Raw genomic sequence first — 18182 nt, 5'->3', positions numbered from 1 at the left:
GGTGCTTTCTCCTCCGCGTCTCCGCGTCTCCGCGCGAACAAAATTCTTCCGAATCTCTTCGCGCCATCGCGCCTTCGCGTGAACCAAAACTTCTCCGGGACCCCGCATGTATAAATACGACGAATACGACCAGGCGATCGTCGACCAGCGCGTCGACGAGTTCCGCGATCAGGTCCGCCGCCGCCTCTCGGGTGAGCTGACCGAGGACCAGTTCAAGCCGCTGCGGCTGATGAACGGGCTGTACCTCCAGCTGCACGCGTACATGCTGCGCGTGGCGGTGCCGTACGGGACGCTCGACGGACGCCAGATGCGGATGCTTGGCCACATCGCGCGCAAGTATGATCGCGGCTACGGCCACTTCACCACGCGGCAGAACATCCAGTTCAACTGGATTCAGCTCGACCAGACCCCGGACATCCTCCAGGAGCTCGCGACGGTCGAGATGCATGCCATCCAGACCAGCGGCAACTGCATCCGCAACATCAGCTCCGACCAGTTCGCCGGTGCTGCCGCGGACGAGGTCGCCGACCCGCGGCCCTGGGCCGAGCTGATCCGTCAGTGGTCGACGTTCCACCCGGAATTCACCTACCTCCCGCGGAAGTTCAAGATCTGCGTTATCGCGGCGAACGAGGATCGCGCGGCGATGCGCCTCCACGACATTGGCATCGGGCTGCACGTCCGCGACGGCGAACTCGGCGCGAAGATCTTCGTCGGCGGCGGCATGGGCCGCACGCCGATGATCAGCCACGAGATCCGCGACTTCGTCCCCGCCGACGACCTGATGAGCTATCTCGAGGCGTGCCTGCGCGTCTACAATCGCTATGGCCGGCGCGACAACATCTACAAGGCGCGGATCAAGATCCTGCTCCACGAGATTGGCCCCGACGAATATCGCCGTCAGGTCGAGGAAGAATTCACCGCGGTGAAGGGCCTTGGGCTCGATCCTCCGCGGGCCGAGCTAGAGCGCATCACGAGCCACTTCGGCGCGCCCGATTTCGACCCGAACGCCTCGACCGCCATCGACCGCAGCGATCCCGACTTCGCGGTCTGGCTCGACCAGAACGTCAAGGCGCACAAGCAGCCCGGCTATGCGATCGTCAACATCAGCTTGAAGCCGATCGGCGGCATCCCCGGCGACGCGTCGGCGGACCAGATCGACGTGATGGCCGACCTCGGCACGCGCTACAGCTTCGACGAACTACGCGTCACGCATGCGCAGAACATCGTCCTGCCGCACGTCCGCATCGCCGACCTGCATGCGGTGTGGTCGGCGCTGAACGATGCCGGGCTGGCCGAAGCCAATCTCGACCTGATCAGCGACATCATCGCCTGCCCCGGTCTCGATTATTGCAGCCTCGCCAACGCGCGCTCGATCCCGCTCGCGCAGAAGATCGCGACCCGCTTCGGCAGCCTCGATCGTCAGCGTGACCTCGGCGAACTGAAGCTCAAGATTAGCGGCTGCATCAACGCGTGCGGGCACCATCATGCCGGCCACATCGGCATCCTCGGCGTCGACAAGAAGGGCACCGAGAATTACCAGCTCTCGCTCGGTGGTTCGGGCGCGGAGGATGTGAGCCTCGCGAAGATCACCGGGCCCGGCTTCTCGGAGGACGGCGTGGTCGACGCGATCGAGCGCGTCACCGATCGGTACCTTCAGGTCCGCGACCCCGGCGAGCGTTTCCTCGACACCTACCGCCGCGTGGGCTTCGAGACGTTCAAGGAGGCGATCTATGGTTGAGTATCCGGACCAGACGCTGCTCCGCTTCCGCGACGACGAGCCGCATGACGAGCCCGCGGTGACGCTCGATTCGTTCATCGGGCAGAGCAACGCCGCGGCGGTTCGCCTGGAAGCGGGCGACGATGCGCGTGCGCTGTTGCCGCAGATCGACCAGCTTGCGCTGATCGAGGTCAGCTTCCCCGGCTACCGCGACGGACGTGGCTATTCGTCCGCGCGAATCCTGCGCGAGGCGGGCTATACCGGCGAACTGCGCGCGCAGGGCGACGTGCTGGTCGATCAGATTCCGCTGATGCGGCGCTGCGGGTTCGACAGCTTCGCACCGCAGGCGCCGATCGATATCGACGTGCTGCGTGCGAGCCTGGAGCGCTACGATACGCCGTACCAGAAGGCGGCGGACGGCGCGGTGCCGGTTTGGAAGCTGCGCCATGGGTGAGCCCGCGCGCCAACTCGACATGATCGACATCACGCCGGCGTTCACGCGCGCCGACGCGATGGCGATGCAGGAGCGGTTCGAGGGCGTCTCCGCACAAGAGATGCTGTTCGAGCTGCTGGTCGGCGAGTTGCGCGGGCGGATCGCGGCGGTGTCGTCGTTCGGCGCCGAGTCGGCGGTGCTGCTCCACATGGTCGCGCAGGTCGATGTCGATGTGCCGGTGGTGTTCACGAATACGCAGAAGATGTTCGGCGAGACCTTGGCGTACCGCGATGAGCTGGCGGAGAGACTGGGGTTCACCGATCTACGCGTGTTCCGTCCCGATCCGCGGCTGCTCGCGATTAAGGACAAGACGGGGTTGCGCTGGTCGTATGATCCTGACGGGTGTTGCGATCTGCGGAAAGTCGAACCTTTGCGGCGGGCGTTGGCGCCGTTCGATGCATGGATTTCGGGACGGAAGGGGTTTCAGTCGGGGACCCGTACTGCCTTGCCGCGGTTCGAGGAGGATGAGGGGCGGTTGAAGATCAACCCGCTTGCGGATTGGGACAAGGCCAAGCTCGACGCGTATTTCGCGGAGCATGAGTTGCCGCGGCATCCGTTGGAGGCTCAGGGGTATCTGTCGATCGGCTGCGCGCCGTGCACGACCAAAGTCGCCCCCGGCGAAGACCCACGCGCAGGCCGCTGGCGGAGTTTCGACAAGGTCGAATGCGGCATCCACGCCCCCACCGACTACGACCCGATGATCTGACCACTTTCCCTCGCCCCTCCGGGGAGAGGGAGGGAGGAGCCACTTGGCGACGGAAGGGAGAGGGGCGTTGGGATCCAGGTCCCGAGCCACACTCCCCTCTCCCTTCCCACCGCAAGCGCGGCGGGCCCCTTCCCTCTCCCCGGAGGGGAGAGGGACACGATGGCTTCAATACTCCGCGAGATCCGAGAACTTCGTGATCGTCGGATCGAACTTCATCCGGACCTTGCCGGTCGCACCGTGGCGCTGTTTGGCGATGATCAGCTCCGCTAGGCCGTAGACCCGCTCCATCTCCGCCGCCCACGACGCATGATCCTCGAAGATCTTCGAACTATCCCCTTCCGCCGGCCGCTTGGGCTCCTTCGACGCGACGTAGTAATCCTCGCGGTACACGAACCAGACCATGTCCGCGTCCTGCTCGATCGACCCCGACTCGCGAAGATCCGACAGCATCGGCGTCTTGTCCTCACGCGATTCCACCGCACGCGACAGCTGCGACAGCGCCAGCACCGGCACGTTCAGGTCCTTCGCCAGCGTCTTCAGCCCGCGCGAAATCTCGGAAATTTCCTGGACGCGGTTGCCGTCCTTGCTCTTGCCCGAGCCCGACAGCAGCTGGAGGTAATCGACCACCACCAGCCCGATCTCGTTATTGTGCCGACGCTGCAACCGGCGCACACGCGTATGCAGCGCGCCGATCGAGAGGCCGCCGGTATCATCGATGAACAGCGGCAAATTCTCCAGCTCGGCAGCGGCAGCAGCGAGCTGCGCGAATTCGGTGCGGCTGATCTTGCCCATGCGGAGCGATTCGGAACTGATCTGCGACTGCTCGGCAAGAATACGCGTGGCCAGCTGATCCGCGGACATCTCCAGCGAGAAGAACGCGACCTTGGCGCCGACCGAGTCCTTCGGCGCGATTCCGTCGGCCATGTCGCGCATCCAGCGCCGCGCCGCGTTGAACGCGATGTTGGTGGCGAGCGAGGTCTTGCCCATGCCCGGACGACCGGCGAGGATCATCAGATCGCTGTGATGCATGCCGCCGATCTTCGCGTTGATCGAATCGATGCCGGTGGTGACGCCCGACAGATTGCCGCCCGAATTCAGCGCGCGCTCGGCCATCTTGACCGCGGCGGTGGTCGCCTGTGCGAACGACTTCACCGTGTTCTCGGAGCCGCCATCCGCCGCGACCTTGAACAGCTCCTCCTCGGCGAGTTCGATCTGCGCGCGCGGATTGACCTCCTCGGAGGTGTCCATCGCGCGATCGACCAGCGTGCGGCCGACCGACACGAGCGCACGCAACATCGCGAGGTCATAGATCTGCTGCGCGAACTGGCGTGCGCCGATCAGGCCTGCACCGCTGCCCGTCAGCCCAGCCAGATACGCCGGCCCGCCCAGCTCGCGCATACCCTCGTCCGCATCGAACATCGGCCGCAGCGTCACCGGCGTCACCAGCATGTCGTTGCCGCGCAGCGTCTTGATCGCCGCAAAGATCCGCCCGTGGACGGGCTCGAAGAAATGCCCAGGTTCGAGCTTGTCGACCAGATCGTCCGCGAGGCGGTTGTCGATCATCATCGCGCCGAGCATCGCCGCCTCGGCTTCGACGTTGCGGGGAAGCTGCTGCGGCTCGGCCACGGCGGGAACGGGGAATGCGAGAGTTGCCATCCCCTGCACCTACGCGATGGACGCGCGCACGTCCAAGTAACGTGCGGTGGAATGATGGGGATAAGTCGTTCGCATAACTCCCCTCTGCTTCCCCCCTCCCTGGAAGGGAGGGGTCGGGGGTGGGTCGGTCTCCGGATCGTCGAACGGTTGCGGCCAGAGCTGGCCTACCCACCCCCAGCCCCTCCCTTTCAGGGATGGGAGCGCGTTGTGCTGTTGGCTTCGGTCGCGTTCGGATAAGTGACAGGGCGAATGTCCCCCGCTATCGAACCGGTATGGCCGACCCGCGGATCATCGACGTGCAACTCGACGAGACCAGTCTCGGCTGGCGCTCGCCCGACGTCGAGCAGGAACGCCGGATCGCGATCTTCGACCTGATCGAGGGCAATCACTTCGCCCCGCAGCGAGCCTATGCCGACGGCTATGCGGGGCCGTACAAGATCAAACTCCAGTCGGAGGAAGGACGCCTCGGCATCCATATCCACCGCGAAGACGACACGCATCTTGAGACTTTGGTGCTCGCGCTGGGTCGCTTCCGCCGGCCGATCCGTGATTATTTCGCGATCTGCGACAGCTATTACCAGGCGATCCGGCAATCCTCCCCCGCGCAGATCGAGACGGTCGACATGGCGCGCCGGGGCGTCCACAACGAAGCCGCCGAGCTGCTCAAGGAGCGTCTCGACGGCAAGATCAAGGTCGATTTCGACACCGCGCGACGCCTCTTCACGCTGATCTGCGTCCTCCACATCCGCAACTAGAAGACCCATGGCTCACGCACTTCTGAATTTCGCGGCCGCGCTCGCCGCAACCGGCTTCGTCGGCATCTGCGGCTGGACCGCCGCGACCGGCTGGCACCCCGACGTCAAACACTACCCGTTGCAGGGCATCGACCTCGCCGAAAATCCCGGTCCGGTCGAATGGGGCACGGTGCGCGCGAGCGGTGCCGACTTCGCCTACATCGTCGCGACGTCGGGGACCGACCGCCGCGATCCGGCGTTCGAGGCGAACTGGGCCGCTCTGCCCGACGCCGGCCTGCGACGCGGCGCGGTGCACGTCTATTCGTTGTGCCAGCGTGCGGACGAGCAGGCGAACGCGTTCAACACCTTCGTACCGCGGACGTCGGACGCGTTGCCGACGGCGGTCGACATCGCGTTCCACGACGACTGCACCGCGCGGCCCGACCGCGCGAGGCTGATCGCCGACATCGCGCAGTTCGTGACGATGGTCGAGACGCACACCCGCCAGCCGGTGATGCTGCGGATTAGCAAGGCGGTGGATTCGAAATACACGCTGTCGGACGCCGTGCCGCGGCCGCTCTGGGCGGTGGAGAATATCCTCAAGCCCGACTACACCGCGCGGCCGTGGCGGATGTGGCGCGCAAGCGATTTCCGCCGCATCGACGGGATCGAGGGACCGGTGAACTGGGACGTGGTGGCATCATGAACGAACAAGCAACGCAACTCGTCGCCGCGGCACGTGACGCCTCGCGCAATGCGCACGCGCCCTATTCGCGGTTCGCGGTGGGGGCTGCGGTGCTGCTCGACGACGGGACGGTGATCACCGGCGCAAACTTCGAGAACGCCAGCTACGGCCTGTCGCTGTGTGCGGAGACCGTCGCGATCGCCACCGCGAGCGCCGCAGGTCGGCTCCGCGATATCGTCGCGATCGGCGTGATCGGCGGGGCGATGGATGCGGAGGGCCGCGCGACGGGCACCTCCCCCGTCAGCCCCTGCGGCCGCTGTCGCCAGGTCATCAACGAAGCGGCGCAGATGGGCGGCCGCGACCTGCCGGTGCATTGCGGTGCAGCCGAGGGCGACGCGATCCGCACCTATACCGTCTCGGAACTGCTGCCCGACGCGTTCGGTCCGGCGGATCTCGGAATAGGCTGAGCGATCAGCGTCGTGTGATTGGGCCGGCCAGTGCGCGGCGGCGGATCGCGTGATGCTCGACACGACGGAGCAGTTCGTCGAGGTCTTCCCGACCGACGTCGAGCGTCTCCCCCAGGTCGGTCAGCGCAAGATCAAGATCCGCAGCGGTCAGCATCGTCGCTTCGGGCACGCGCACGGGCTCGCTAGTCGGCACCGGCCGGTGCGGATAGCGCTGCCCGGTGATCCGATGAAACGCGATACCCAGTCCGACCAACGCGACCGAGTTGACGGCGATCGGCACCAGCGCGAACGCGAACCCCGCGTCCCACACCGCCGGCCCGCCGAGCACCGCTGTCAGCGCCACCGCACCCGCCGGAGGATGCAACGACCGCGTCAGCGACATTGCGAGGATCGCGCCGCCCACCGCAAGTCCGGCGGCAACGACCGTGATCGGCACCAACTTCAGAGCAGCGACGCCGACCAGCGCCGAGATCACGTTGCCGCCGATCACCGACCAGGGTTGCGAGAGCGGGCTGGCGGGCACGACGAACACCAGCACCGCCGCGGCGCCCATCGGCGCGACCAGGAGCAGCAACGATCCGTGCGGGTGGATGATGGTCGCGCTGATGGCGCTGGTCAGCGCTATGCCGAGGCACGCACCCAGACATGCGAGCAGCCGACTGCGTAAAGTGACACCGGCGAGTATCGGAACGAACGCGCGCATCTTGACCCCTGCGATTGATCCGCGTGCGTAGGGCCTCGCGGACGGCAAGTCATCCGCGCGACGCGAGTCCCCGTGAGTTTGCGATCCTGCATGACGTCGCGAGCGTGCCCCCTTGCCGTGACGCCGCATCCGGGCGAAAGCGCACCCCGAAGAGGAGCTACCATGTCCGTGATGTCCGACCGCTGGATCCGCGAGCGCGCGCTCGGCGACGCGATGATCGAACCGTTCCATGAGGCGCAGCGCCGCGATGGCTGCATCTCGTACGGTCTGTCCTCCTATGGCTATGACGCGCGCGTTGCCGACGAGTTCAAGATCTTCACCAACGTCGACAGCGCGATCGTCGACCCGAAGGACTTCGCGGCCAACAGCTTCGTCGACCGCAAAACCGACGTGTGCATCATTCCGCCGAACAGCTTCGCACTGGCGCGGACCGTCGAGTATTTTCGCGTGCCGCGCGACGTACTGGTGATCTGCCTCGGCAAGTCGACCTATGCGCGGTGCGGGATCATCGTCAACGTGACCCCGCTCGAGCCTGAATGGGAGGGTCATGTGACGCTGGAGTTCTCGAACACCACCCCGCTACCCGCCAAGATCTACGCCAACGAGGGCGCATGCCAGTTCCTGTTCCTGAAGGGGAACGAGCCTTGCGAAGTCAGCTACGCAGACCGCGCGGGGAAATACATGCGCCAGCGCGGAGTGACGTTGCCGCGGCTCTAGGGTTTAGGGCAAACCGAGTCGGGCGACTGTGGATGGTTTAGGACCCTATCCACCTTTGCTCAGGGTCTGCGGATTGGCCGCTTCTGCCGCAGATTCATTGCCCGCGGCACGCCATCACGTGGTGACAGCGGTTGAACTGTAGCTCCCCGCGCTTTCCCGGCGAAGGCCGTCGATGTGGCAAGATCCTGGTGACGAAACTCACCAAGCGGTCGGCCAGATCGGACACGTATCGTCCCAACTCTAGGGATGCCGCCCAATCGCGGACGATCCCCCTGCTAGGCTACGCGTTCGAGCACCGTAATGCTCATCTGTTCCGCGGCAGGTCCATATCCTCTCAACCGCCGTCCAGCTTGTTTCCCCGCGAAGGCGGGGACCCAGACTGGGCTCCCGCCTTCGCGGGAGAACAAGGTTGGCGCAGCCCTTTACAGGGCGCTGCCCCCGCCATCGGGGCCGCGCCGAGGCCACTCACGCTCTCGTACTAAGAGCCTGCCATCACGACCGCGAGGTCCCGCTTAGCGAGTCGCGATCTGCTGCGTCTGGCGGGCGAGCGCCCGGCTCGCGAGATCGTGCGACGATGCCACTGCGCCCGAGGGCAGGTCCATCGCGACCGCCGGGCGCTCCAGCACCGCCGCATACAGCGCGCGGGCTTCCGAGTCGCGACCGGTCCGATGATACACCGACGCCAGATTGATCATCAGCTCGGGACGCTGCGGGAAGATCTTCCGCTCGGCGACGATGCGCTGTTCCGCCGTCGAAAGGTCGCCCGCCGCGATCGCCGTATAGCCGGTACGATCCACGGTTGCGGACGATCCCGCCAGCGCCGGCGTTGCCGTGCCAAGGATTGCGAGAGCGAACAGAACGGTCTTGCGCATCATCCATCTCCACTGACCTCCGCCGATCCGAAGGTTTCATTTTTGTGACAACGGTGTGTCACTTTGAAGACTGTCGTACAAGTACATCGATCAACTTCTCATGAGGTCCCCCGCGCGCCTGCCCTGTGGCAGACGACAAAAAAAAGGGCGGTCCCGGAGGACCGCCCTTTGGACGTTCGATGCTGTACGCTGACTTAGAAGTCGTTGCGGTACTGCTCGTTGCCGATGAAGCCGAGCTTCGTAATCGCGGACCGCTTGATCACAGCAAGCGTGCGATCGACCACTTCATACTTCGCCTGCGGATCAGGCTGGAAGTGGAGTTCGGGCTCCGGCGTCATGCCAGCGCTCTGATCCAGATACTGGCGCAGCGTGACCTCATCGACCGGCGCCCCGTTCCACGCCACGACACCCGCCGGATCGATCGAGATCTTGTTCTTCTCGGGATTGACCGGGTTCTGCGGCTGGTTAGGGCTGTTGACCGGAAGGTCGACCTTGACCGCATGCGTCTGGATCGGGATCGTGATGATGAACATGATGAGGAGAACGAGCAGGACGTCGATCAACGGCGTCATGTTCATTTCCATCATCGGCGCGCCGTCTTCTTTGCCGCCGCTCATTGCCATTTTATACTACTCCTAAATACGTCCGAGCCACCGTCAGCGGTCGGCATCGGCGTTCCGCATCAACGTTCGGTGGTGACGCCGGGAGGCGGTTCGGAGATGAAGCCGACACGGGCGAACCCGGCCTGCTGCATCGTGTAGATCGTGGCGCCGATGCAGCGATACGGTGCGTTCACGTCGCCGCGGATATGCGCCTCGGGCAATTCGAGGCCAGCGGCATTGGCACCGCCCTGACGCGCGATCTCCGCCTTCAGCTTGTCGACGCCCCGCTGCAGCAACTCTTCGTGAGTCACCGGGGAAAGACCCCAATAGACCTGGCACTGTCCGTTGGCCGACGTCACCGAGAGCGAGACGTTCTCGGGCTTGGTCATCGTCGGATCGAAGCGAACATCCGGCAGCTTCAGCTGCACCGCCTGGACCGCGACCGTGGTCGTCACCAGGAAGATGATCAGGAGCACGAGCATGACGTCGACCAGCGGCGTCGTATTGATGTCCGATATCGAACTCTCGGTGGAATCGCCACCAACACTCATCGCCATGTGCGAACTATCCTATCCATTTGATCGCCACCGGAACTGCCGGCGGCAATGAAGCGGAGCCGCTGCGGACAGCAGCCCCGCCTTTTGCGCATCTTGATTAGCGCGGTACGCCACCGGTCTGGCCGGCAGTCGTGGTCGTCGTGGCAGGCTTCGTGACCGGCTTAGCAGGACCGGCGATCGCCGGGCGAACCGCACCGTTCGAAGCCAGGAAGCCGAGCACGTCGTTCGAGAAGGCCGACAGGTCCTCTGCGATCGACTTGTTGCGGCGCTGCAGCCAGTTGTACGACAGAACGGCAGGAACCGCGACGACCAGACCGAGGGCGGTCATGATCAGTGCTTCACCGACCGGCCCTGCGACCTTGTCGATCGATGCCTGACCCGATGCGCCGATCTTAACCAGTGCGCGGTAGATGCCGATAACCGTACCGAACAGACCGATGAACGGCGAAACCGAACCGACCGTTGCGAGGAAGGCGAGACCGCCACCCAGCTTCGAGTTGATCGCGGCTTCCGAACGCGCCAGCGAGCCGTGCAGCCAGTCATGCGCCTCGACCGGATCGGTCAGCTTCGAATGCTGCTCCTGAGCGGCCAGACCGTCGTCGACGATCTGCTTGTAGGCCGAGTTCTTCTCGAGCTTGGCCGAACCCTCGCGGAGGCTGTTGGACGACCAGAAAGCCTGACGGACGCGCTTGCCCTGGCCGATGATCTTCTGCTGCTCGAACAGCTTCGAGAACAGGATGTAGAACGACACGACCGACATCAGCACGAGGATGCCGAACACGGTCTGCGAAATCAGGCCGCCCTCGCGGAGTGCGGCTTGCAGGCCGTACGGGTTGGCGTCGGCTGCGGCGGGCGCTGCCGCTGCAAGAATGGTGGTGATCATGTTCGGTTAGTCCTCTGACTATAGTCTATGTCTGAAACGAAAGGTGCAGCGTAAACTGACCAGAGTATCAGGCCCAAATCATCAGGCCCGATAATCCCTGGCCCAAATCACTGAGGCGGGATCTTCCACGTCACGCGACGCGAAGAGCTCGACCGGATCGGATTGCCCGCCGTGTCCACTGCCGGCGAATACCGACCACGCCGTGTGATCGCGGCGCAAGCGGCCCGATCCAGCGCGGACGATCCGCTCGACGAGGTGACGCGGCAGTTCTCGACGCGACCCTGGGTGTTGATGTCCCAAGCGATCCCGACGGTGCCTTCTTCCTCGGCACGCAGCGAACTCGGCGGATAATCATCCGTCGAAACCCACTGCGCAGGATCACCCTTCGCACCGGCCGCCTTGCTGACCACCGGAGCGGGCGGCGCTGGTGCCACCGCCGGCGACGGCGGAGCCGGCGGAGCCGTCGGCTGGAACTTCGGGATGATGCTCGACGTCGTCAGCGCGGGCGCTGGCTGCGGCGTTACAACGACCGGCGGCGGCGTCACGACCGTGGTCGGTGGCGGCGGCAGGTTGGGCTGGTCAGGCGGCGGCGGCGGGGGCTCGTCGGGCGGAGGCGGCGGCGGTGGCGGCTCCACGTCGAACGTCGTCATCTTTTCTTGGGCCTTTTTCACGTACTGATACGCGAGGCCCGTGACGAAAGCGTAGCCCAAGGCCGCATGAATCAGCGCGACGATCACGATCGCGACGATTTTGCCTCCGGACATCTTCTGGTCAGTATAGGCCATTCAGAAACGACACTCCCTTAATCTGCCTGCTCCGTACGCACGTGTTCGCACCAAGTGCGCGACGCATACGTCTGCCGTTGGCCGGAATAACCACGGGGCAGTACCCGAGTCCTATCGCCACGTTCCGCGACACGCAAACGCTTTGTCGGACGCAACAAACGTACAACCTCGGGATGGCAGAATTATTTCTGTATCGTTCAGCTCCGATGGCGTAGCGCAAAGCGATGAAAATCTTCTTTCACGTTACGGCTTGCGTCGGCATCATCGCTTTGGCGGCGGGACCGATTTCTGCGACCCAGACCGCCGTTTCCCCCGGTTATCCGACAAATGCGCCATCATCCGGCCCGTCGTCCGCGGCATCGTCCTTCCAATATTCGGACCTTGCCGATCTCGTCCTGTCGGCGCCCGTGATCGCCGACGCGACCGTCCGATCGACCGCCCGGATCAAGCCGTCGGAGGCACCTGGTCTCACTTCGGGACAGGTTAGACTTTATGTCGAGGTCGATGTCGGGACGCTGATCCGGGGCGCAAACGGCCTGCCGCCCCGAATCGGCTACCTGCTCGATGTTGCTCCCGATGCGCGCGGCCGGATCCCCAAATTCAAGAAGGCGCGGGTGTTGCTGTTCGCGCGGCCGGTCGCCGGCTCGGTCAACCAGGTCCAGCTTATTGCGCCGGACGCGCAGATCGACTGGACACCCGCCGCGCAGGCCACCGTCCGCCAGATCGCCGAAGCGGCCCTTGCAGCCGATGCGCCGCCGGTCATCACCGGTGTGGGCAACGCCTTCCACGTAGCCGGCGCGCTGCCCGGCGAGGGCGAAACGCAGATCTTCCTGACGACCGCCGATCAGCGCCCCGTGTCGCTGTCGATCCTGCGTCGCCCCGGCGAGCAGCCGCGCTGGGCGGTGGCGCTGAGCGAGATCGTCGACGAGTCGGCCGCACCGCCGAAACCCGAGACATTGCTGTGGTATCGCCTGACGTGCGCGCTGCCGTCGACACTGCCGGACCACAGCACCACGTCGCTCGAAGCCGCCGACGCGGTCGTCGCGCGCGAGGACTATGCCTTCGTGCTGAAGGCGCTCGGCCCCTGCGGTCGAACGCGCAAACTCTAGCCGAGCGCAGGCGGGCGGACGTCGATGATCTGACCGGTGGTCGATCGGGCGCGATCGAGGAAGTCCGCAGCGGCATCGACGTCAGCGTCGCGCGCGCCCTCCTCGGCGAATACCGCGTTGACCCGGCAGCCCGGTGCGCGCTCGATCGCCAGCGGTGGAATCGCAGCGCGCGCCAACGCCGTCCACAGCGCGTTCGCAGACGGCCGCACGACGACGACGATCGACTCAGCCTCGGCACTCCGGATCAACGAAACGATGTCGCCCTCCGACTCGAGTATCAGCCGCACCATTGGGCTCCGCGGATCAGCGGCGATGGCGGACGAGAGTCACGCCGATCGCTTCGTCCGCCTCGGCGATCGCCAGTTTCACGATCTTGACCTGCACGCGCAGCACCCGCGCATCCTGAAGGAACAGCGTCTCGCAGATATGGTCCGCGACGCCTTCGATCAGCGTGAAATGCACGCCGGGCGGCAGCGCGGTGGTCGCCGCGTTCTTCAGGTCGAGGTAGTTCTTCGACGCGGACAGCGGCGTATCCGGCGCGAAGTGCTTCGGGCAGACCATGTCGACGGTCAGCGAGATCCGCAGCGGCTGCGGCAGGTGCGTCTCCTCCGAATAGATGCCGGTCAGGACCTGCACTTCGAGATCGTGGACTTCGAGTTGAAGACTGTCTTCCATCGCCGCGCCTCTAGCAGACGCACGCCGAGATGAAAGTCGGCTCTTCGACGGGGCGATGCGGTGCGGATCCCCTACGCGAGTCTCACCCCCGGTTATTCTTGCGTTCAGGCTCGCCAAGGCTAAAGCGCGCTGCCCTCGCCGTTCATGCTCGGACGCCTTCGGGGCAGGAGATGCCGGTGATTACGCTCGTCCCCCTCGACACGATCAATCCGACCGCGGTCGAGATGCTGCTCGATGCCGCCTTCGGTCCCGATCGGTTCACGCGCACCGCCTACAAGATCCGGGGCCCCGGCAGGCCGATTGCCGCGCTGAGCTTCGCAGCAGTCGAGGACGGCGCGCTGGTCGGCTCGATCCAGTGCTGGCCGATCGCGCTGATCGACGACCACCGCGAGAGCCCGCTGGTGATGGTCGGTCCGGTCGCCGTCGCCCCCACCCGGCAGGGCGACGGCATCGGCCGCAGCCTCGTCGCGCAGGTCCTCGATGCCGCCACTGCGAACAACCTCGGCGATGCACTTATGCTGATCGGCGATCCCGACTATTACGGCCGCTTCTTCGGCTTCACCGCAGACCGCACCGCCCGTTGGAACGCGCCCGGCCCGGTCGAGCGCCACCGCCTGCTCGCACGCGGCGAAGCGGTCCCGGACGGCACGGGAATGCTGGGTCCACGGATGCCAGTCACCGCATCCGCATAAGCCGCCGCTTTACCTAGCCCCCCTGCCCGCCTAGTCCGCCGCCATGCCCATGGATCCCATTCCCGATATCGCCTCGCTCAGTCTCGCCGAGATCGCCAAGCTCGTCGAGGAGGCCAAGTTGCCCCCCGTCGAGAAATGGAATCCGACGCATTGCGGCGACAGCGAGATGCGGATCGCGCGCGACGGCACCTGGTATCATCAGGGCTCGCCGATCGGCCGCCCGGCGATGGTCCGGCTGTTCTCGACGATCCTCCGGCGCGAACCCGACGGTACGCACGTCCTCGTCACCCCCGTCGAGAAACTCGATATCGAGGTCGAGGACGCGGCCTTTATCGCGGTCGAGATGAAGGCCGAAGGTAGCGGTCGCGATGCGAAACTCGCCTTCCGGCTGAACACCGGCGACCTCGTCACCGCAGGCCCGGAGCATCCGCTGCGCTTCGTCGAGGATACGGACGGCCCGCGCCCCTACCTCGCCGTGCGCGGCGGGATGGAGGCGCTGGTCGTGCGCTCGGTCTATTACGAACTCGCCGAGCGTGCGATCGCCGACGACGTGACGCCCGCCGGGCTGTGGAGCGACGGCGCGTTCTTCCCGCTGGAGCCCGCTGCATGAGCCTCACGGAACGGATGACCGCGGCGCTGGCGAAGGGCGCCGGGTCGCACATGATCCTGCTCACCGGCGACCAGCATGACGGCGATCTCACCGCCGCCGACACGTTGCTTCCCGCCGCGGTGCTGATCGCGGTGACCGACCGCGCCGATCCGGGCGTGATCCTGACGCAGCGCACCGACACGATGAGCCGCCACCCCGGCCAGATCGCGTTCCCCGGCGGTCGGATCGATCCCGGCGAGGACGTCGTAACCGCGGCCCTGCGCGAGGCCGAGGAGGAGATCGCCCTCCCCCGCGACCAGGTCCGCGTGATCGGCGAGGCCGACAGCTACCGCACCGTCACCGGGTTCCAGGTGACGCCGGTGATCGGGATCATCCCGCCCGACCTGATCTTCACGCCGAGCGAAGCGGAAGTCGCCAGCGTCTTCGAAGTCCCGCTCGCGTTCCTGCTCGACGAGGCGAACCATGTCGAGGCGACGCTCGAATGGCAGGGCCACGACCGGCATTATTACGAGATCATGTGGAACGAGCGCCGCATCTGGGGTGCGACCGCGGCGATGATCGTCAACCTCGCGCGCCGCCTGAGGTGGTCTTGATACTCCCGGCTGCGGCGTGGCGCGACCGTGACGGCCTCGAAGCACTGACCAAGGTTCTCGGCGCGGTGGAGGGCAAGTCGCGCTTCGTCGGTGGCGCGGTGCGCGATACGCTGCTCGGGATCGACGTCGCCGATGTCGACATCGCCACCCGCCTGCCCCCGCAGGAGGTGATCGAGCGGCTTCAGGATGCGCGGATCAAGGCGGTCCCGACCGGGCTCGCACACGGCACGATCACCGCGGTCACGCCTGCGGGCCCGGTCGAGGTGACGACGCTCCGCCGCGACGTCTCGACCGACGGCCGTCACGCGATCATCGCCTATACCGACGACTGGCGCGAGGACGCGGCGCGCCGCGACTTCACAATGAACGCGCTCTACGCCGATCCCGCGACCGGCGAGATCTTCGACTATTTCGGGGGGCTGGACGACCTCGCGGCACGGCGCGTGCGCTTCATCGGCGACCCGTTGCAGCGGATCGCCGAAGATCACCTTCGCATCCTCCGCTTCTTCCGCTTCCACGCGCGCTTCGGCACCACGATCGACGAAGCCGGGCTCGACGCCTGTACCGCACGCGCCAACGACCTGATGGCGCTCTCGCGCGAACGGGTCGCGAGCGAAGTGCTGAAACTGCTGGTCGCGGCCAATGCCGTGCCGGTGGTCGCGTTGATGGTCGAACGCGGCATTTTCCGCGCGGTGTTGCCGGAGATCGATGCGGCCGGTGCCGAGCGCCTCGCCCTCCTCTCCGACCGCGAGACGGCGGCAGGCATTGCCCCCGACCCGATCCGCCGGCTCGCGATGACGATCGCGCCCGCCGCGGCCGAAGCCGTCGGCGCGCGTCTGAAGCTCTCCAACACCGACCGCAAACGCCTGATCGCCGCCACCGCCGGGCCGGGCACCGAAGGCCCGCAGGCACTCGCCTACCGCGCCGGCATGACGGTCGCGATCGACCGCCTCCTGATCGCAGGCGAAGACGTCTCGGCCATCAAGGACTGGACGCCGCCCGCCTTCCCGTTCTCCGGCGGGGCGCTCGTGGAACGTGGGCTGCGCAGGGGGCCGGAGGTCGCCGCGATGCTTCGCCAGGTCGAGACGCGCTGGATCGCAGAGGGCTTTCCCGATGCAGCGAGGGTCGCGGTCATCGCCGACGAGATGGTCGCAGCAGCGGTACTTTAGGCGCCGCTTCCCCCGCCCCGGCTCCAGCCTTCACCGAGCCGAGGCTGAGGAGACGACGATGCGTTCGCCTGCTCTAGCCGGCCTCGGCAGGAACGATCATCGCATACGCCGCGTCCGCTTCGAGCGGTCGCGCGTAAAAATATCCCTGCCCATAGGTGCAGCCGAGCGCGGTCAGCGTCTGCGCCAGGTCGAACGTCTCGACGCCTTCCGCGGTCGTCTTCATACCCAGCGCCTGCGCCAGGCTCAGGATCGCGCGGACGATCGAGACCTTGTCGCGGTCCGCGAGCATGCCGGTGACGAAGCTGCGGTCGATCTTGAGCACGTCGATCGGGAGCTTCTGGAGGTAGGCGAGGTTCGAATAGCCGGTCCCGAAATCGTCCATCGCGAGCGTCGTGCCGAGCGCCTTCAGCGCGTGCATCGTCTTCGCGATACGATCCGGATCGGTGACGATCGCGCTCTCGGTCAATTCGAGCGTGAACCGGTCGCCCGCGAGCCCGGTCGACGCGAGCGCGGCCTCCACCACCGGTGCGATCGCGTCGCGCTGGAGCTGGATCGCCGACAGGTTCACCGCCAGCCGGACGCCGCAATCGCCGCCAAACCGCGCATCCCAGGCCGCCAGCGTTCGGGCCGCCTCGTCGATCGCCCAGCGCCCCAGCGGCACGATCAAGCCGGATTCCTCGGCCACCGGGATGAAGGTGGTCGGGCAATGGCGCTGACCGCTCGCGTCGGTCCACCGCGCCAGCGCCTCGAACGAGACGATCCGACCGCTGGAAAGATCGCAGATCGGCTGATACGCAAGCCGCAGCTCGCGGTTCTCGATCGCCCGGCGCAGCGCGGTTTCCATGCTGAACTGCGCGCGCGCGATCGCGAAATCCTGCGGCAGATAACTCTCGGCGAGGCCGCTCGCCTTGGCGCGCTTCACCGCGAACTGGGCGTGACGGATCAGCTCGGCGACATCGCTCGCGTCGTCACCACCATAGGCGATACCCACCGAACACTCGACGCTGATCTCGTAGTCGGTCAGCCGGAACGGCGTGGTCAGCGTCCGCTGGATCCGTTCGGCGAGCGCGTGGGCTTCCTCCCGATCGTCGTCGATGGTCATCAGGATCCCGAACTGATCGCCGCCGATCCGCGCCAGCATGTCGCGTCCGCGCAAAGCACCCTTGATCCGCCGCGCCACGGTGATCAGCAGCTCGTCGCCCGCCAGCGATCCCAAGCACGAGTTCAGCCGACCGAAGCGATCGATATCGACCGCGAGCACCGCGCTGATGCTACGGTCGGGCACGGTCTCGATCAGTTCCTCGAATCCCTCGCGATTCGGCAACCCCGTCAGGCTGTCGGTCGTCATTTCGCGTCGGAGGCTGCGCTCGGTCTGGATCTGCGACGTCTGATCGATGAAGCTCACCGTGCACCGATCGTGCATCCAGGCGAACGTCCGCGCCATCGTCACGCGGTAATAGCGGCAATCGACCGCATCCCCCAGCGTCCAGTCGGTATCGATCCGCAACTGCTGGCTTTCGAGAAACGCCCGAATACGCGGCCCGAGGTCGACGATCATCGGCGATCTCTCGGCAACCACGCCCAGTCCCGCGAGACGGTAGGCCCGGTTCATCGCAAAGAGCTCGAAAGCCCCATCATTGAGATGGATATGCACGGCCGGAATCGGAATGAGTTCCAGCGCGCGCGAAACCAGATCGGTCGCGGTCGTCAGGTGCGTCGTCGCATCCGGGGCTATCGATGCCATACCGATTGCATAC

At 65.9% G+C, this 18182-nt stretch carries 22 protein-coding genes; 12 read left to right on the top strand and 10 right to left on the bottom strand.

All coding sequences use genetic code 11. From position 1 onward, the window contains the following. The first annotated feature begins 106 nt into the window (after positions 1–106). From C8J47_RS17230 to C8J47_RS17220, 3 genes are read left to right on the top strand one after another with little or no spacing between them, the layout of a single operon-like run. Positions 107–1738, top strand: a complete 1632-nt coding sequence (locus tag C8J47_RS17230; RefSeq protein WP_121886699.1) for a nitrite/sulfite reductase — start codon at positions 107–109, stop codon at positions 1736–1738. After that, positions 1731–2171, top strand: a complete 441-nt coding sequence (locus C8J47_RS17225; RefSeq protein WP_056050673.1) for a DUF934 domain-containing protein — start codon at positions 1731–1733, stop codon at positions 2169–2171. Before C8J47_RS17230 ends, C8J47_RS17225 begins: the two co-directional genes overlap by 8 nt. Beyond that, a complete protein-coding gene (locus C8J47_RS17220; protein ID WP_121886698.1) occupies positions 2164–2916 on the top strand; it encodes a phosphoadenylyl-sulfate reductase in 753 nt (250 codons plus the stop codon). The genes C8J47_RS17225 and C8J47_RS17220 overlap by 8 nt, the downstream gene beginning before the upstream one ends. Positions 2917–3081: 165 nt before the next feature. Here C8J47_RS17220 and C8J47_RS17215 read toward each other — a convergent pair whose 3' ends face one another. Beyond that, positions 3082–4572 carry a replicative DNA helicase gene (locus C8J47_RS17215; RefSeq protein WP_056063049.1) on the bottom strand — a complete coding sequence of 497 codons (1491 nt, stop codon included), beginning with the start codon at positions 4570–4572 and terminating at the stop codon, positions 3082–3084. A gap of 272 nt (positions 4573–4844) precedes the next feature. Here C8J47_RS17215 and C8J47_RS17210 point away from each other — a divergent pair, with 272 nt between their 5' ends. From C8J47_RS17210 to C8J47_RS17200, 3 genes are read left to right on the top strand one after another with little or no spacing between them, the layout of a single operon-like run. Further along, on the top strand, positions 4845–5327 hold the full coding sequence (locus tag C8J47_RS17210) for a UPF0262 family protein (protein WP_121886697.1): 483 nt from the start codon (positions 4845–4847) through the stop codon (positions 5325–5327). 7 nt (positions 5328–5334) lie between these two features. Further along, on the top strand, positions 5335–6012 hold the full coding sequence (locus C8J47_RS17205) for a glycoside hydrolase family 25 protein (protein WP_121886696.1): 678 nt from the start codon (positions 5335–5337) through the stop codon (positions 6010–6012). After that, positions 6009–6458 (top strand): cytidine deaminase, encoded by a 450-nt coding sequence (locus C8J47_RS17200; RefSeq protein ID WP_121886695.1) that lies wholly within the window; start codon positions 6009–6011, stop codon positions 6456–6458. Before C8J47_RS17205 ends, C8J47_RS17200 begins: the two co-directional genes overlap by 4 nt. Before the next feature lie 4 nt (positions 6459–6462). Here C8J47_RS17200 and C8J47_RS17195 read toward each other — a convergent pair whose 3' ends face one another. Then, positions 6463–7161, bottom strand: coding sequence for an HPP family protein (locus tag C8J47_RS17195; protein ID WP_121886694.1), 699 nt, complete (start codon positions 7159–7161; stop codon positions 6463–6465). Positions 7162–7323: 162 nt separating this feature from the next. On the opposite strand from C8J47_RS17195, the gene dcd reads away from it, so the two are divergent. Further along, entirely contained in the window at positions 7324–7878 is a 555-nt protein-coding gene (gene dcd, locus C8J47_RS17190) for a dCTP deaminase (RefSeq protein ID WP_060527027.1), read from the top strand. Positions 7879–8390: 512 nt separating this feature from the next. Here the strand turns inward: dcd and C8J47_RS17185 are convergent. From C8J47_RS17185 to C8J47_RS17165, 5 genes are all read right to left on the bottom strand, one after another. Continuing rightward, positions 8391–8753, bottom strand: coding sequence for a tetratricopeptide repeat protein (locus C8J47_RS17185; RefSeq protein ID WP_259467622.1), 363 nt, complete (start codon positions 8751–8753; stop codon positions 8391–8393). 191 nt (positions 8754–8944) lie between these two features. Then, positions 8945–9373: a biopolymer transporter ExbD gene (locus C8J47_RS17180; RefSeq protein ID WP_056050684.1), complete on the bottom strand. Its 429-nt coding sequence runs from the start codon at positions 9371–9373 to the stop codon at positions 8945–8947. A gap of 59 nt (positions 9374–9432) precedes the next feature. Further along, on the bottom strand, positions 9433–9909 hold the full coding sequence (locus C8J47_RS17175; protein ID WP_056050686.1) for a biopolymer transporter ExbD: 477 nt from the start codon (positions 9907–9909) through the stop codon (positions 9433–9435). Positions 9910–10006: 97 nt separating this feature from the next. Beyond that, positions 10007–10792, bottom strand: coding sequence for a MotA/TolQ/ExbB proton channel family protein (locus C8J47_RS17170; protein WP_056050688.1), 786 nt, complete (start codon positions 10790–10792; stop codon positions 10007–10009). A gap of 107 nt (positions 10793–10899) precedes the next feature. After that, entirely contained in the window at positions 10900–11577 is a 678-nt protein-coding gene (locus tag C8J47_RS17165) for an energy transducer TonB (RefSeq protein ID WP_056050690.1), read from the bottom strand. A 224-nt stretch (positions 11578–11801) separates the two neighbouring features. Here C8J47_RS17165 and C8J47_RS17160 point away from each other — a divergent pair, with 224 nt between their 5' ends. Continuing rightward, the gene (locus C8J47_RS17160) at positions 11802–12686 is read left to right on the top strand and encodes a hypothetical protein (RefSeq protein WP_183129157.1); all 885 of its coding nucleotides are present in this window, start codon (positions 11802–11804) and stop codon (positions 12684–12686) included. On the opposite strand, the gene C8J47_RS17155 is transcribed toward C8J47_RS17160, so the two are convergent. Continuing rightward, positions 12683–12976, bottom strand: a complete 294-nt coding sequence (locus C8J47_RS17155) for a Rossmann fold domain-containing protein (RefSeq protein WP_121886693.1) — start codon at positions 12974–12976, stop codon at positions 12683–12685. The genes C8J47_RS17160 and C8J47_RS17155 overlap by 4 nt on opposite strands. Before the next feature lie 13 nt (positions 12977–12989). Continuing rightward, positions 12990–13361 (bottom strand): dihydroneopterin aldolase, encoded by a 372-nt coding sequence (locus tag C8J47_RS17150; protein ID WP_056050696.1) that lies wholly within the window; start codon positions 13359–13361, stop codon positions 12990–12992. Positions 13362–13537: 176 nt separating this feature from the next. Here C8J47_RS17150 and C8J47_RS17145 point away from each other — a divergent pair, with 176 nt between their 5' ends. The 4 genes from C8J47_RS17145 to C8J47_RS17130 are packed head-to-tail and all read left to right on the top strand — an operon-like array spanning position 13538 to position 16425. After that, positions 13538–14053, top strand: coding sequence for a GNAT family N-acetyltransferase (locus C8J47_RS17145; protein WP_121886791.1), 516 nt, complete (start codon positions 13538–13540; stop codon positions 14051–14053). A gap of 43 nt (positions 14054–14096) precedes the next feature. Beyond that, positions 14097–14663, top strand: coding sequence for a DUF1285 domain-containing protein (locus C8J47_RS17140; protein WP_121886692.1), 567 nt, complete (start codon positions 14097–14099; stop codon positions 14661–14663). Next, positions 14660–15256, top strand: coding sequence for a CoA pyrophosphatase (locus C8J47_RS17135; RefSeq protein ID WP_107961973.1), 597 nt, complete (start codon positions 14660–14662; stop codon positions 15254–15256). Before C8J47_RS17140 ends, C8J47_RS17135 begins: the two co-directional genes overlap by 4 nt. After that, entirely contained in the window at positions 15247–16425 is a 1179-nt protein-coding gene (locus C8J47_RS17130) for a CCA tRNA nucleotidyltransferase (RefSeq protein ID WP_259467621.1), read from the top strand. The genes C8J47_RS17135 and C8J47_RS17130 overlap by 10 nt, the downstream gene beginning before the upstream one ends. A gap of 73 nt (positions 16426–16498) precedes the next feature. On the opposite strand, the gene C8J47_RS17125 is transcribed toward C8J47_RS17130, so the two are convergent. Continuing rightward, on the bottom strand, positions 16499–18169 hold the full coding sequence (locus C8J47_RS17125) for a bifunctional diguanylate cyclase/phosphodiesterase (RefSeq protein ID WP_121886790.1): 1671 nt from the start codon (positions 18167–18169) through the stop codon (positions 16499–16501). Between the last annotated feature and the right edge of the window lie 13 nt (positions 18170–18182).

Source organism: Sphingomonas sp. PP-F2F-G114-C0414, assembly GCF_003688595.1.
Classification (GTDB): Bacteria; Pseudomonadota; Alphaproteobacteria; order Sphingomonadales; family Sphingomonadaceae; genus Sphingomonas.
The sequence above is the reverse complement of the archived record's forward strand: the minus strand, read 5'-3'. Positions and strand labels throughout refer to the sequence as shown.

Coding starts and splice junctions, on each gene's coding strand:
- C8J47_RS17215 (WP_056063049.1), bottom strand. CDS start 4,572: ATGGCAACTCTCGCATTCCCCGTTCCCGCCGTGGCCGAGCCGCAGCAG.
- C8J47_RS17185 (WP_259467622.1), bottom strand. CDS start 8,753: ATGATGCGCAAGACCGTTCTGTTCGCTCTCGCAATCCTTGGCACGGCA.
- C8J47_RS17230 (WP_121886699.1), top strand. CDS start 107: ATGTATAAATACGACGAATACGACCAGGCGATCGTCGACCAGCGCGTC.
- C8J47_RS17170 (WP_056050688.1), bottom strand. CDS start 10,792: ATGATCACCACCATTCTTGCAGCGGCAGCGCCCGCCGCAGCCGACGCC.
- C8J47_RS17180 (WP_056050684.1), bottom strand. CDS start 9,373: ATGGCAATGAGCGGCGGCAAAGAAGACGGCGCGCCGATGATGGAAATG.
- dcd (WP_060527027.1), top strand. CDS start 7,324: ATGTCCGTGATGTCCGACCGCTGGATCCGCGAGCGCGCGCTCGGCGAC.
- C8J47_RS17200 (WP_121886695.1), top strand. CDS start 6,009: ATGAACGAACAAGCAACGCAACTCGTCGCCGCGGCACGTGACGCCTCG.
- C8J47_RS17175 (WP_056050686.1), bottom strand. CDS start 9,909: ATGGCGATGAGTGTTGGTGGCGATTCCACCGAGAGTTCGATATCGGAC.
- C8J47_RS17160 (WP_183129157.1), top strand. CDS start 11,802: ATGAAAATCTTCTTTCACGTTACGGCTTGCGTCGGCATCATCGCTTTG.
- C8J47_RS17155 (WP_121886693.1), bottom strand. CDS start 12,976: ATGGTGCGGCTGATACTCGAGTCGGAGGGCGACATCGTTTCGTTGATC.
- C8J47_RS17165 (WP_056050690.1), bottom strand. CDS start 11,577: ATGGCCTATACTGACCAGAAGATGTCCGGAGGCAAAATCGTCGCGATC.
- C8J47_RS17210 (WP_121886697.1), top strand. CDS start 4,845: ATGGCCGACCCGCGGATCATCGACGTGCAACTCGACGAGACCAGTCTC.
- C8J47_RS17220 (WP_121886698.1), top strand. CDS start 2,164: ATGGGTGAGCCCGCGCGCCAACTCGACATGATCGACATCACGCCGGCG.
- C8J47_RS17195 (WP_121886694.1), bottom strand. CDS start 7,161: ATGCGCGCGTTCGTTCCGATACTCGCCGGTGTCACTTTACGCAGTCGG.
- C8J47_RS17225 (WP_056050673.1), top strand. CDS start 1,731: ATGGTTGAGTATCCGGACCAGACGCTGCTCCGCTTCCGCGACGACGAG.
- C8J47_RS17205 (WP_121886696.1), top strand. CDS start 5,335: ATGGCTCACGCACTTCTGAATTTCGCGGCCGCGCTCGCCGCAACCGGC.
- C8J47_RS17125 (WP_121886790.1), bottom strand. CDS start 18,169: ATGGCATCGATAGCCCCGGATGCGACGACGCACCTGACGACCGCGACC.
- C8J47_RS17150 (WP_056050696.1), bottom strand. CDS start 13,361: ATGGAAGACAGTCTTCAACTCGAAGTCCACGATCTCGAAGTGCAGGTC.
- C8J47_RS17140 (WP_121886692.1), top strand. CDS start 14,097: ATGCCCATGGATCCCATTCCCGATATCGCCTCGCTCAGTCTCGCCGAG.
- C8J47_RS17135 (WP_107961973.1), top strand. CDS start 14,660: ATGAGCCTCACGGAACGGATGACCGCGGCGCTGGCGAAGGGCGCCGGG.